Source organism: Jiangella sp. DSM 45060, from assembly GCF_900105175.1.
Lineage (GTDB): Bacteria > Actinomycetota > Actinomycetes > Jiangellales > Jiangellaceae > Jiangella.
In genome coordinates this window covers 5,151,828-5,164,929 of the sequence record NZ_LT629771.1, presented here as the reverse complement: position 1 = coordinate 5,164,929, position 13,102 = coordinate 5,151,828, and the positions used below count along the sequence as shown (strand labels likewise).

Genomic DNA, 13,102 nt, shown 5'->3' with positions numbered 1-13,102 from the left:
CTATTCTTTCCATAGTTCTGAAGGAGGCGCAAGTGACCCGGACCTACGGCGAGGGCTGTCCGATCGCACTGTCGCTCGACATCGTCGGCGAGCGCTGGGCCCTGCTCGTCGTGCGTGAGCTGCGGCTGGGCCCGCGCCGCTACCGCGACCTGCAGGCGGCGCTGCCCGGCATCACCCCGGCCGTGCTGTCGAAGCGGCTCAAGGAACTGGAGGAGTATGGCGTGCTGCGCCGCCGCGAGCTGCCGCCGCCCGCCGCGGCCAAGGTCTACGAGCTGACGGAGTGGGGCGCGGGCCTCGAGCCGGTGTTCCAGGCGCTGGCCCGCTGGGGCGTGCGCTCGCCGGTGCTGCCGCTGACCGGCGAGGTCAGCGCCGACTCGGTCATGCTCGGGCTGCGCACGTTCTTCGCCGAGCCCCCGGCGACGGACTGGTCGGCGACGTACGAGGTCACGCTCGACCGCGACGTCTACCGGCTGCGGGTCGAGGCCGGCCGGCTGACGGAACTGGCCCGCGGCCCGGCGGCGGCCGTGCCCGACGTCGTGGTCCGGACGACGAAGGCGGCGTGGCAGGCGGTGCTCGACGGCGCCGACCCGCTCGACGACGCCGTCGCGGCCGGCCGGCTCTCCGTCACCGGCGACGTCGAGGCGCTGCGCCGGCTGTCCGAGGCGCCCCGGAAGATCAGGACGCGGCCGGCTCCAGCCTGACGACCACCGACTTCGACGCCGGCGTGTTGCTGACCTCGGCGGTGTGGTCGAGGGGCACCAGCACGTTGGTCTCGGGGAAGTACGCGGCGGCGCAGCCCGGCGCCGTCGGGTAGGCCACCACCCGGAACGACGGCGCGCGGCGGTCGCCGTCGGTCCACTCGCTGACGAGGTCGACCATGGCGCCGTCGGCGAACCCGAGGGCCGCGAGGTCGGACGGGTTCACGAACACCACGCGGCGGCCGTCGCGGATGCCGCGGTAGCGGTCGTCGAGGCCGTAGATGGTGGTGTTGAACTGGTCGTGCGAGCGGACCGTCTGCAGGATCAGCCGGCCCGGCGGCATCCGCAGCACCTCGAGCTCGTTGACGCTGAACTGCGCCTTGCCGCTGGCCGTCGGGAACGACCGGGAGTCGCGCGGCGGGTGCGGCAGCACGAACCCGCCCGGCACCGCCACCTTGGCCTCGTAGTCGTCGAAGCCGGGCACGACCCTGGCGATGCGCGAGCGCACCGCCGTGTAGTCGGACGCGAACTCCCGCCACGGGATGCCGGAGCCGCCGCCGAACACCCGCTCGGCCAGCCCGCAGATGATCGCGACCTCGCTGCGCAGCTGATCGGAGGCAGGGGGAAGGGTGCCGCGGGACGCGTGCACCGCGCTCATGGAGTCCTCGACGGTGACGAACTGCTCGCCGCCCGCCTGCAGGTCGCGCTCGGTGCGGCCCAGGCACGGCAGGATCAGCGAGCGCCGGCCGGGCAGCGCGTGCGACCGGTTCAGCTTCGTCGACACGTGCACCGTCAGCGGCACCGACTGCAGTGCGGCCGCCGTGACCTCGCTGTCCGGGGTGGCCGCGGCGAAGTTGCCGCCCATGGCCATGAACACGCCGACCCGGCCGTCGCGCATGGCCCGGATGGACTCGACGGTGTCGTGGCCGTGCCGCCGCGGCGCGCTGAACCCGAATTCGGTCTCGAGCGCGTCGAGGAACGCGGCCGGCGCCTTCTCCCAGATGCCCATGGTGCGGTCGCCCTGCACGTTGCTGTGCCCGCGGACGGGGCACGCGCCGGCGCCCGGGCGGCCGATGTTGCCGCGCAGCAGCAGGAAGTTGACGATCTCGCGGATGGTCGGGACGGCCTTCTTGTGCTGCGTCAGGCCCATGGCCCAGCAGACGATGACGCTGCCGGCCCGCCGCACCTCGTCGACGAACGCCTCCAACGCCTCGCGCGGCAGGCCGGTGGCGGTGGCGACGTCGTCCCAGTCGAGCGCCTGCCAGGCCGCGACGGCGTCGTCGTAGCCGGTGGTGTACTCGTCGACGAACGCGTGGTCGACCGCGTCGGCGTCGACCAGCATGCGGTTGACCGCCTGGAAGAACGCGAGGTCGCCGCCGAGGCGCACCTGCAGGAACAGGTCGGACAGCAGTGTGCCCCTGCCGACCACGCCGCGCGCCTTCTGCGGGTTCTTGAACGTCTGCAGGCCGGCCTCGGGCAGCGGGTTGATCGCGACGATGCGCGCGCCGCGCCGCTTCGCCTCTTCCAGCGACGTGAGCATGCGCGGGTGGTTGGTGCCCGGGTTCTGGCCGACGATGACGATGAGGTCGGCGTGGTCGGTGATGTCGGTCAGCGACACGCTGCCCTTGCCGACGCCGATGGTCTCGGACAGCGCCGCGCCGGACGACTCGTGGCACATGTTGGAGCAGTCGGGCAGGTTGTTCGTGCCGAGGGCGCGGGCGAACAGCTGGTACAGGAACGCGGCCTCGTTGCTGGTGCGTCCGGACGTGTAGAAGACGGCGTCGTCGGGGCTGTCGAGGCCGGTCAGCGCGTCGGCGACGATGCCGAACGCGGCGTCCCAGCCGATCGGCCGGTAGTGGGTGTCGCCGGTGTCGCGCAGCATCGGCTCGGTGAGCCGGCCCTGCTGGCCCAGCCAGTGGTCGGTGCGCCCTGCCAGCTCGGCGACCGGGTGCGCGGCGAAGAACGCGGCGTCGACGCGGCGGACGGTGGATTCCTCGGCGACCGCCTTCGCGCCGTTCTCGCAGAACTCGGCCAGGTGCGGCTTGCCCGGCTCGGGCCACGCGCAGCCCGGGCAGTCGAAGCCCTTCTGCTGGTTGACCAGACGCAGCGCCTTGGCGCCGCGGCGCACGCCCGACTGTTCGAGCACGGTGGCCAGGCCGTGCAGGACACCGGGCACGCCCGCCGCGCTGGTGGCCGGCCGGCCCACGCGCAGCTCGGCCTCGTCGTTGTCGTCTCGGGGCGCCCGTGTGGTCATGGTCCGACGGTAACGCCCGGCGGGCGCGTCCGCCGAGTGGTGGACCGGTCTGGACCAGTACGGGTCGGATCATCCGGAGTGGGTAAGCAAACGGGGACCATTGCGGAGCCTGGACCTTACGGTGGTGCCATGGGGCAGATGACGACTCGACGGCCGGTGCTCCGGCTGCGGCCCGGCCGTTCGGCGCAGCGCCCCGACACCCTGGCGGTCGAGGAGCCGTTGCTGGTCCGGGTGGGCGAGCGCATCCTCACCTCCACCATGCGCACGCCCGGCCACGACTTCGACCTCATCGCCGGCTGGCTGGTCGCCGAGGGTGCCGTCGCCGACCGCACCGACGTCGCCGGCATGAAGGAGTGCGTCGACGAGCAGAACACCATCGAGGTGACGCTCGCCCACGGCGTCGAGCCGCCGCGGGCGCGCGCGTTCGAGACCACCAGCGCCTGCGGCGTCTGCGGCGCCGACCGCGTGGTCGACGTGCGTGCGTCGCTGCGCTGGCGGCTGGCCGACGACCCCACCCGCGTGGACGTCGGCGTCCTGGCCACACTGCCCGACCGCATGCGCGGCGAACAGCGGGTGTTCGACCGCACCGGCGGCCTGCACGCGGCCGGTCTGTTCACCGCCACCGGGTCGGTGGTGACGGTCCGCGAGGACGTCGGCCGGCACAACGCCGTCGACAAGGTCATCGGGTCGGCGCTGATGGGCGGGCTGCTGCCGCTGTCGGGGCACGTGCTGCAGGTCAGCGGGCGCGCGTCGTTCGAGCTGGTGCAGAAGGCGGCCGCGGCCGGGCTGCCGGTGCTGGCCGCCGTCTCGGCGCCGTCCAGCCTCGCCGTCGACCTCGCCGACGAGTGCGGGCTGACGCTGGTCGGCTTCGTCCGCGGCGGCGGGATGAACGTCTACACCCACCCCGAGCGGGTGCGCGTCGCGGTGTGACCCGCGTCAGCTCGCGGGCACCCAGTAGCGCAGCTTGCCGTGCCGCTCGTCCTCGAAGACGCCACCGGCGGCCTCGATGACCTTGCGCGACGCCACGTTGTCGACGTCGCAGGTGACCAGCGCGGGGTCGATGCCGAGCTTGGCCGACCACGGCATCGCCTGCTGCAGCATCGCGGTGGCGTGGCCGTGGCGCCGCGCCGACGGGCGGACGTCGTAGCCGATGTGACCGCCGTAGTCGCGCAGCCACGGCGTCAGGTGGTGCCGGATGGACAGCCGGCCGAGGAAGAGCGGGCCGTCGACATACCAGAGATGGGTCGACGGCACCATGCCGCGCGAGCGGTGGGCGTCCTCGCGCTCGTCGTCGATCTGCCGGCGCACGTACGCCGCGAACCCCTCGGGCCGGACCATGTCGGCCAGCTGCAGGTCGTCGGCCCAGCGCGGTTCGTAGCCGGGCTCGCTGACGGCCTCCAGCCACGACTCATGGACCTCGACGGTAGGGCGGACAAGTTCCGGCACGAGATCTATCGTGCCCGGTTACCGGCCGGTCAATCGCCCGTATGGTGGAATCGGCCGGATTTCGCCGGGGTCAGTCGGGGCGCTTGACCGCGACGAGCAGGCCGTCGCCGACCGGCAGCAGCGCCGGCACCAGGTGGTCGTCCTCACGGACGAGGCGGACCAGCTCGCGGATGGCGACGGTGTCGGGGTCGCGCTGGGCGGAGTCGGCGACGCGGTCGTGCCAGAGCGCGTTGTCGAAGGCCACGACGCCGCCCGGGCGCAGCAGCCGCAGCGCCTGCTGCAGGTAGTCGCTGTACTCGGTCTTGTCGCCGTCGCAGAAGACGAGGTCGTAGGCGCCGTCGGTGAGCCGCGGCAGCACCTCGAGCGCCGGGCCGGCGATCAGCCGGGTGCGGTTGGCCGGCACGTTCGCCTCGGTGAACGCCTCGCGGGCCAGCCGCTGGTGCTCGGACTCGATGTCGACGCTGGTGAGGACGCCGTCGACGCGCATGCCCGACAAGAGGTACAGGCCGGAGACGCCGCAGCCGGTGCCGACCTCGACGACGGTGCGGGCGCCGAGCGCGGCGGCCAGCATGCGCAGCGCGGCCCCGGCGCCGCGGCCGACCGGGACGGCGCCGACCTCGGCGGCGCGCTGCCGGGCGCGGCCGACGATGTGGTCTTCGTCGAGGTACGCCTCGGCGTAGGCCCACGACTGCGGCGTGATGGCGGTGCTGCCCGTGGAAATGACGGCCTCCAGGTCGGAACGTCCTGTGTCGCGCGCGAACTGTGTCAGTCCTGAGCTTAGGCCGTCAAGCATCCGCGTCGTGGGACCGGAACCTCCTCGGCGTCCCGGATCGTTCTGGAGGACAGGGAACGTCGGGAATAGATGGGGGGCTTCCCTGATTGGCCACGAAAGGGGCAATGGGTGACGATGGACGTAGCGCTCGTGCCGACGAGCCGTGTCGAGGAAGGACCCCGGGTGGCCGACGTTGAGACCTGGACGCCGCCGAGCTGGGAAGAGATCGTCCGTGAGCACTCGGGACGGGTCTACCGGCTGGCGTACCGTCTGACCGGTAACGCGCACGACGCCGAGGACCTCACCCAGGACGTCTTCGTCCGGGTGTTCCGTTCCCTGTCCTCCTACACGCCCGGCACGTTCGAGGGCTGGCTGCACCGCATCACCACCAACCTGTTCCTCGACTCCGTCCGGCGCAAGCAGCGCATCCGCTTCGACGCCCTCGCCGACGACGCCGCCGAGCGGCTGCACGGCCGCGAGCCCACGCCCGAGCGCGTCATCACCGACAGCATGCTCGAGGCCGACATCCAGAAGGCGCTCGAGGCGCTGCCGCCCGACTTCCGCGCCGCCGTCGTGCTGTGCGACATCGAGGGCCTGTCCTACGAGGAGATCGCGGCCACGCTGGGCATCAAGCTCGGCACCGTCCGCAGCCGCATCCACCGTGGCCGCGCCCAGCTGCGGGCCGCGCTCGACCACCGTGCGCCCGACGACGCCAGCGCGCTCAGCGTCGGCGAGCACGAGGCCGACGCGCCGCGTGAACACGGAGATTCCGCATGAAACACCTCGACGAGCGGATCAGCGACCTCGTCGATGACCGCCTCGAACACCACGAACGCGACCGCGCCCTGGTCCACCTGACGGTGTGCGAGCAGTGCCGCGAGGCCGTCGAGCTGGAACGCGACGCCCGCAACGCGCTGCGCTCGCTGCCGGCCGTGGCGCCGTCCGACAAGCTGGTCGCCAGCCTGCTGGCGCTGGCCGAGCCCGGCGAGCCGCTGCCGCCCGCCACGTCGGCGTCGGCCACCCCCGCCCCGGTGGCGGCGTGGCGTCCGCGCGACTCCCGGCCGCCGTCCGGCCCGTCCGGCTCGCGTCCCAGCGGGCGCGCCGGCCGCCGGGTCCGAGCGGTCCGCGTCGTCGCGCTGGGCATGTGCACCACCGGCGCCATGCTCATCCTGCTGGCCTCGCTCGGCGGCACCGGCAACCTGCCGGGTAGCCCCGACACCCCGGTCAGCGTCGTGCCGCCGCTCGAGCAGTTCACCGTCGAGCACGCCCGCTCCACCGGCGGACTCCCGTTCGTCGAGCCGGCGTCGCTGCTGGTCACCACCGACAGCTCCACCGGAGACGGCTGGTGAGCTTGGGCTACCGCGTCGGGCACGGCAGGACCGGCGGGTTGGCCGCCCTGGTCGTGCCGGTCCTGGCCATGCCCCTGATCGTCGGCGCGCTGGCGGTGTTCGTGCAGGCGGTCCCGGCCTCCTCGCGCGACGTCGGCGACGACCCGCGGGCGGTCCAGCTGCTGCGCCAGTCGGCCGAGGCCGGCGAGCACGTCTCCTACAGCGGCACCCAGTACGTCTCCACCTGGTCGGCGCTGACCCAGTCCGGCGCGGCCACGAGCGCCGTCGTCCAGGTCCAGCACGCTGCCGGCGGCCAGACGTCGATCAGCCTGCACGACCGCCAGGCGGCCATCCTCGACGGCCGCACCACGTCGCGGTGGCTGGCCGGCGACGACCCCGCCGACCTCCTGCTCGGCGCCTACACCGTCCGGCTGGTCGGCGCCGAGTCCGTCGCCGGGCGCTCCACCGACATCGTCGTGGCCTACCGCGGCGACGGCTCGGTCGCGGCGAAGCTGTGGCTCGACCGCGAGACCGCGCTGCCGCTGCGCCGCGAGTCCTACACCAGCGACGGTTACACGCTGTCGGCCAGCGCGTTCGTCACCATCGCCGTCGGCACGGCGGCCCACTGCTGCAAGTCCGGCGACGGCGTCGGGCGGGCGGCCAGCACCTACGACGACGCCGCCTCCATGCTGCGCTGGGACGACATCGAGCAGCTGCGCGAGGACGGCTGGCACTGCCCGGGGTCCATCGGCGAGGGCCTCGACCTCTACGAGGCGCGGCGGGTCGGCGACGCCATCCAGCTCAGCTACTCCGACGGCGTCATGACGGTGTCGGTGTTCGAGCAGGCCGGGTGGCTCGACCCCGACCAGCTCGACGGCTACGGCACCGCCGACTACGAGGGTGGCGTCGTCTACACCCGCCCCGGCCCGCCGGCCCGGCTCACCTGGTCCAGCGGCGGCCGGGTCATCACCGTGGTCGCCGAGGCGCCGCTCGACGCCGTCCGCGACCTGCTGAAGAACCTCCCGCCCGACCCCGCCGCCACCGTCGAGGAGAAGAAGGACGGCTTCCTCGACCGCATCTCCCGGGGCGCGCAGCGGGTCGGCTCGTGGTTCAACCCGTTCGACTGATCGTCATCACCGGCGGCCGGACGGTGCGTCCCGCGCCGACGACTGGGAGAATGTCGCCATGAAGGCAGGCTGGAGCAGTCTCGGGCCGGCGCCCACCCCGGGCGGCGACCCCTGGGCGGGTGGCTCGTGGCAGTACTCCGACGAGACGAGCCGGCCCGCCCCGGCGGCGAGCCCTGCCTCGGGCCCCGCCGCGGGCCCGGCCGCGGCGACGCAGCCCATCGCGCCCGGCGGGAACGGCGCGGCGCCCGGCGCGACCACGCGGCTCCTGGCGCCCGACGGCTCGCCGGCCACCGCTCCGGCCGGTGCGGGCGCGCCGCCGGTGCTGCCGGCCTTCTCCGTGCCCGGTGCGCCGGGCTCGGCGGGTGATGGCGCCGGGCACAGGCGGCCGCCGAAGAAGCGCCGCGGGCTGGCCACGCTGGGCATCCTGGTGCTGGCGGTGGCCGCGGGCGGGGCCGGCGGTCTGGTGGCCGAGGCCATCGACGACGACGATTCGGGCGGCGGTGGCACCGTCACCGTTCTCGGGGCCGACCCCGCGGGGGTGGTCGAGCGGCCGCCCGAGTCCATCGCGGGCGTCGCGGCGACCCTGCTACCCAGCGTCGTGTCGGTGAGCGTGGCCGACGCGGGCGGGTCGGGCTTCGTCATCTCCGAGGACGGCTACGTCATCACGAACAACCACGTCATCGCGACCGCCGGCGACGACGGCATCGAGCTGGCGTTCACCGACGGCCGCCGGCTCGAGGCCGAGCTCGTCGGCACCAGCCCCAGCTACGACATCGCCGTCCTGCACGTCGACGCCGACGACCTCACCCCGGTCGTCTTCGGCGACTCCGCCTCCGTCGCCGTCGGCGACCCCGTCGTCGCCATCGGCAGCCCGCTGGGCCTCGACGCCACCGTCACCAGTGGCATCGTGTCGGCGCTGGAGCGGCCGGTCACCGCCGGCGGCGAGGACGACCAGTCGTACATCAACGCGTTGCAGACCGACGCCGCCATCAACCCGGGCAACTCCGGCGGCCCGCTGGTCGACGCCTCGGGCCGCGTCATCGGCGTCAACTCCGCCATCGCCAGCCTCGGCCTGGGCGAGCAGGCCGGGTCCATCGGGCTGGGCTTCGCCATCCCGATCGAGCAGGTGCAGCGCACGGCGCAGCAGCTGATCGCCGACGGCGAGGCCGTCTACCCGGTCATGGGCGTGCTGCTCGACAACGGCTTCGTCGGCGAGGGCGCCCGGGTGGCCGAGAACGGCGACAACGGCCCCGGCGTCACGCCCGGCGGCCCGGCCGACGAGGTCGGCATCGAGTCTGGCGACGTCGTGGTGGCCGTCGACGGCACCGACATCCGCACCCCGGCCGAGTTGATCGTCCGGCTGCGCGCCCACGAGCCCGGCGACGACATCACCGTCGTCGTCGACCGCGACGGCGAGGAGCTGGAGTTCACCCTCACCCTGGGCTCGGCAGTCGGTTGACGCGGCACGTAGTCTTGCGGGGACGGATGCACGTACGTAACGGACGTGGGGGCCGACTGTGTTCGACATAGGTATCGGCGAGGTGTTCGTGCTGCTCGTCGTCGCCCTGCTCGTCTTCGGCCCCGACCGGCTGCCCGACATGGCGCGACAGGCGGCCGGCTTCGTTCGTGACCTCCGCACCATGGTGGCCAACGCCCGCAAGGACCTCTCCGGCACGGTCGGCGACCTCGGCATCGACAAAGAGGATCTGAAGACCCTCTCCGACCTGCGCAACCCGAAGTCGTTCGTGCGCCAGAAGGTCCTCGACGGCATGGACCTCGGCCTCGACGGCGATGACGACTCGCCGTCCCGGCACACCAACGGCAACGGGCGTCCTTCCGCCCGCTCCGCCGCCACCGGCGGTGACCGCACCGGCGAATCCGTCGACGTCCCCCCGGCGTCGGCCGACGTGCCGCCCGAGCCGGAGGAGGACATGCCTCCGCCGCCGATGGAGGACACCCCGGCCGGTCCGCCCGCCCAGCCCGCTGCCTCCGAGCCCGCCCGCGACGCCGCGGCCTCCGAGCCGGTCGGCGACGGCGCGGCCCCCGAGCCGACCGGCGACGCCGCCTCGGACCCCGAGCCCACCCCCGTCCCCGCCGACGCGGCCCGCTCGCCCCGCTTCGACCCCGACGCCACCTGACCTCAGACGGTTTGCGCCGAGCGGTGACGCCGGCGGCGGATCGGCCCGCACGTCCCCGTCTCCTTGACGTTGCTCGTTCCTCGGCCGCGTGCGTGCGGGTCGCCCGGGCACACGCCCCGGCGACCGCCGCGCTCGCGCCGCCCGCAATGGCCGGCGTGCGGCCACCATCATCGACCTGCGCCTTCGCATCCCCAACCGGCCCACGATCATGACTCGAGGGTCACGGCAGGGTCACGACTATCGACAGAAAAGTGATTTAGTGATCTAATCTCTCCTAACGCCGCTAACGACGTCGAAGGGGACGGGGCTGTGACTGCTGGGGAAGCGGGTCGCCGGACGCTGGCTGACGAGCTGGCTGCTGGTGTCGTCGCGCTGATCCGGGAGCGCCGCCTCGAGGCGGGTGCGCAGATGGACACCGTCCGGTCGATGGCCGAGCGGTTCGCCGTCGCGGTTCCGACCATGCGCGAGGCGTTGCGCCGGCTCGAGGCGATGGGCGTGGTGGTGCTGCGGCACGGGTCCGGGGTGTACGTGGGGGAGAACGTGCGCCGCTCGGTGCTGCCGAATCCACACGGACCGTTACTGACCAGCGAGAGCCTGGTCGACCTGCTGCTGGCGCGTAGCACCATCGAACCGCCGATCGCGGCCATGGGCGCCACCGTCCGTGACCCTGACGGCGTCGAGCTGATCACCGAGACGCTACGGGAGGCGGAGCGCTGTCTCGTCGAGCGCAACGAGCGGCTCTGGCTCGTCAACCTCGACTTCCACCGGGCGGTCGCGCAGGCGTCCGGCAACACGGTGCTGGCCGAGGTCGTCGACTCGATCGTGCTCGTACACGCCCAGGAACAGCGCGAGATCCTGCGGTTGCACGGGGACGAGGGCGAGGACTTCGAGGAGCACCGGCGCATCGCGCGGGCCGTGCTGGACGGCGACGCCGACGAGGCGTTCCGGGCCAGCAAGGAGCACCTCGACAACGTCATCGAGGCCATTCGCAGCAGGAGACCCGATTCCGGGCGGTAACCACCGATTGGGGCATACTGCCCTGTCATGGGCACATGCTGCACGGTTACACCCGATGTCATACCTGAATGCTAAGAGGTGAGTCACGTGAGATTGCGTCACACTGGGGTGGCGGCGCTGGCGGCGTCGACGCTCGTCCTGGCCGCGTGCGGGGGCGACGACGACGACGCCGAGGGCGCGAGCGGCCCCGGCCTGATCAACTTCTACACCGACAAGGGCGCCTGGGAGCCGCAGTTCCTGGAGGTGTCCGACGTGTCGGAGACCAGCCTGGGGCTGGGCCTGGAGTTCACCGGCTACTCCGACGCCGAGCAGTACTCGGCGTTCGTCCGGCAGTCCTTCCGCACCGACGACAAGCCCGACCTCTTCACCTGGCACACCGGCAGTGAGCTGGAGGACCTCGTCGCCGAGGACCTGCTGGCGCCGACGTCGGACATCTGGCAGGCCGCGATCGACAACGGCGACGTGCCCGAGGCCATGAAGGAGCACTTCACCGTCGACGGCGAGCAGTACTGCGTGCCGATGAACGCGGCCTACTGGGTCATGTACTACAACAAGCCGGTCTTCGACCAGTACGGCATCGCCGAGCCGACCAGCTGGACCGAGCTGATCGCCGCCGCCGACACCCTGGTGGCCAACGGCGTCACCCCGTTCTACGAGACCAACATCCTGTTCTCGTTCGTCTGGTTCCAGACGCTGCTCGCCGGCACCGACCCCGAGCTGTACAACGCGCTGTCCTCCGGCGAGGCCAAGTACACCGACCCCGGCGTCGTCGAGGTGATGAACCAGTGGCGCGGCATGCTCGAGGCCGGCTACTTCGGCGACCCGGGCGACCAGACCGCGCCGCAGGACCAGCTGAAGGCCGGCACGGTCGCCATGATCAACTTCGGCACGTTCCTGAGCGGCCAGCTCAACAGCGTCGACATGGTCTCCGGCACCGACTACGACTTCTTCGTCATCCCGAACGTCAACCCCGACCTCGGCCAGACGTCACTGATCTTCGAGACCGGCCCCATGTGCACCGCGAAGGGCGCCGAGAACGAGACGTCCGCGCTGCAGTACGCCGAGTGGTGGATGACCGACGAGGCGCAGACCGCCTGGGCGAACGCCCGCGGCGACGTGTCGTTCAACCCGAAGGCGCTGGTGCAGGACCGCCTGCTGGCCGATCTGAACACGCAGTCCGGCAGCGGCGACTACCAGCTACTCGAGCGGTACTTCGAGGCGACGCCGACACCGGTGCTGACGGCGGCGCTGGACGGCTTCAGCGCGTTCGTCACGAACCCCGGCGACCCGATGCCGATTCTCGAGACGATCGAGGCCGAGGCCGAGGCGTACTGGGCCGAGCAGGGCTGAGCCCCGCGCACCGAGAGAGGAACGAGCGATGTCCGCGCCGGCCACGGCCGCACCCAAGACGCCGCCCGGCGGCTCGGCACCACCCGAGCCGTCGCGGCGCCGCCGGACCACGTACGGCTGGCCGGCGCGGGGCTTCAGCCTTCCCGCCGTCCTGGTGGTGGCGGTCCTGCTGTACCTGCCGTTCCTCTGGACGACGTGGATCAGCTTCACCGAGTACAACGGCCTCGGCTCTCCGTCGTGGGTCGGGCTGGACAACTACCGGGCGATGTTCGACGACCCGAACTTCGCCACGTCGCTACGCAACACCCTCATCTGGGTGGTGGGCAGCATCACGGTCCCGGTCGGGCTGGGCCTGCTCATCGCGGTGCTGTCACACGGGATGCGGTTCGGCGGCTGGTTCCGGCTGCCCTTCCTCATTCCGTACGCCATCTCCGGCGTCGCGGTGGGCGTGGTCTGGCGGTTCGTGCTGCAGAACGGCGGCGGGCTGAGCCAGGCGCTGGACGCGCTCGGCCTGCCCGGCGCCGACCTGCGCTGGCTGAGCGACGCGCCGCTGAACACGCTGGTGATGATCGGCGCGTCGTCCTGGCAGCAGAGCGGCGTCAACGCGCTGCTGTTCGTCATCGGGCTGCAGTCGATCCCGCGTGAACCGATCGAAGCCGCCCGGCTGGACGGCGCGTCCGGCTGGCGGATGTTCCGGCACCTGCACTGGCCCATGCTGCGCCCGCTGACGACGGTGGTCGTGGGGCTCAGCCTGGTGGCCAGCCTGAAGACGTTCGACATCGTGTGGATCATGACGAAGGGCGGCCCGGGCCGCAACGCCGAGACCCTCGCGGTGACGATGTACGAGGAGACGTTCGTGAACAGCGCCTACGGCGCCGGTTCGGCGGTCGCGGTGTTCCTCAGCGTCGTGACGTTCCTCGCGGCCATCACCTACCTGCGGCGGCAGCTGTCGCCCGAGCGGGCGGTGTGACC

Annotated in this window: 13 protein-coding genes; 10 read left to right on the top strand and 3 right to left on the bottom strand. The window is 72.4% G+C overall.

Going from position 1 to position 13,102, the window contains the following annotated elements; translation table 11 throughout:
• The first annotated feature begins 32 nt into the window (after positions 1 to 32).
• On the top strand, positions 33 to 701 hold the full coding sequence (locus tag BLU82_RS22905; RefSeq protein WP_197682401.1) for a winged helix-turn-helix transcriptional regulator: 669 nt from the start codon (positions 33 to 35) through the stop codon (positions 699 to 701).
• Here BLU82_RS22905 and BLU82_RS22900 read toward each other — a convergent pair.
• A complete protein-coding gene (locus tag BLU82_RS22900) occupies positions 676 to 2,952 on the bottom strand; it encodes an FdhF/YdeP family oxidoreductase (protein WP_092623341.1) in 2,277 nt (758 codons plus the stop codon). The two genes, BLU82_RS22905 and BLU82_RS22900, sit on opposite strands and share 26 nt — an antisense overlap.
• 129 nt (positions 2,953 to 3,081) lie before the next feature.
• Between BLU82_RS22900 and fdhD the strand changes: the two genes are divergently transcribed.
• Entirely contained in the window at positions 3,082 to 3,882 is an 801-nt protein-coding gene (gene fdhD / locus BLU82_RS22895; RefSeq protein WP_172885683.1) for a formate dehydrogenase accessory sulfurtransferase FdhD, read from the top strand.
• A 6-nt stretch (positions 3,883 to 3,888) separates the two neighbouring features.
• Here the strand turns inward: fdhD and BLU82_RS22890 are convergent, their stop codons facing one another.
• Both BLU82_RS22890 and BLU82_RS22885 read right to left on the bottom strand, forming a co-directional pair.
• Positions 3,889 to 4,398, bottom strand: coding sequence for a GNAT family N-acetyltransferase (locus BLU82_RS22890; protein ID WP_092623340.1), 510 nt, complete (start codon positions 4,396 to 4,398; stop codon positions 3,889 to 3,891).
• 70 nt (positions 4,399 to 4,468) lie between these two features.
• The gene (locus tag BLU82_RS22885; protein ID WP_092623339.1) at positions 4,469 to 5,191 is read right to left on the bottom strand and encodes an O-methyltransferase; all 723 of its coding nucleotides are present in this window, start codon (positions 5,189 to 5,191) and stop codon (positions 4,469 to 4,471) included.
• 114 nt (positions 5,192 to 5,305) lie between these two features.
• Here BLU82_RS22885 and sigE point away from each other — a divergent pair, with 114 nt between their 5' ends.
• From sigE to BLU82_RS22845, 8 genes are all read left to right on the top strand, one after another.
• On the top strand, positions 5,306 to 5,947 hold the full coding sequence (gene sigE / locus BLU82_RS22880) for an RNA polymerase sigma factor SigE (RefSeq protein WP_092623338.1): 642 nt from the start codon (positions 5,306 to 5,308) through the stop codon (positions 5,945 to 5,947).
• Complete coding sequence (locus BLU82_RS22875; RefSeq protein ID WP_092623337.1) at positions 5,944 to 6,519, top strand: anti-sigma factor; 576 nt, start codon at positions 5,944 to 5,946, stop codon at positions 6,517 to 6,519. The genes sigE and BLU82_RS22875 overlap by 4 nt, the downstream gene beginning before the upstream one ends.
• On the top strand, positions 6,516 to 7,625 hold the full coding sequence (locus BLU82_RS22870; protein WP_157741205.1) for a sigma-E factor regulatory protein RseB domain-containing protein: 1,110 nt from the start codon (positions 6,516 to 6,518) through the stop codon (positions 7,623 to 7,625). The genes BLU82_RS22875 and BLU82_RS22870 overlap by 4 nt, the downstream gene beginning before the upstream one ends.
• Positions 7,626 to 7,683: 58 nt before the next feature.
• The gene (locus BLU82_RS22865) at positions 7,684 to 9,084 is read left to right on the top strand and encodes a S1C family serine protease (RefSeq protein WP_092623335.1); all 1,401 of its coding nucleotides are present in this window, start codon (positions 7,684 to 7,686) and stop codon (positions 9,082 to 9,084) included.
• A gap of 58 nt (positions 9,085 to 9,142) precedes the next feature.
• Entirely contained in the window at positions 9,143 to 9,763 is a 621-nt protein-coding gene (locus BLU82_RS34370) for a twin-arginine translocase TatA/TatE family subunit (protein ID WP_157741204.1), read from the top strand.
• A gap of 309 nt (positions 9,764 to 10,072) precedes the next feature.
• Positions 10,073 to 10,780: a FadR/GntR family transcriptional regulator gene (locus BLU82_RS22855; protein ID WP_069114384.1), complete on the top strand. Its 708-nt coding sequence runs from the start codon at positions 10,073 to 10,075 to the stop codon at positions 10,778 to 10,780.
• Between the two features lie 87 nt (positions 10,781 to 10,867).
• On the top strand, positions 10,868 to 12,130 hold the full coding sequence (locus BLU82_RS22850) for an ABC transporter substrate-binding protein (RefSeq protein ID WP_092623334.1): 1,263 nt from the start codon (positions 10,868 to 10,870) through the stop codon (positions 12,128 to 12,130).
• Between the two features lie 28 nt (positions 12,131 to 12,158).
• Positions 12,159 to 13,100, top strand: coding sequence for a carbohydrate ABC transporter permease (locus BLU82_RS22845; RefSeq protein ID WP_092623333.1), 942 nt, complete (start codon positions 12,159 to 12,161; stop codon positions 13,098 to 13,100).
• The last annotated feature ends 2 nt before the right edge of the window (positions 13,101 to 13,102 follow it).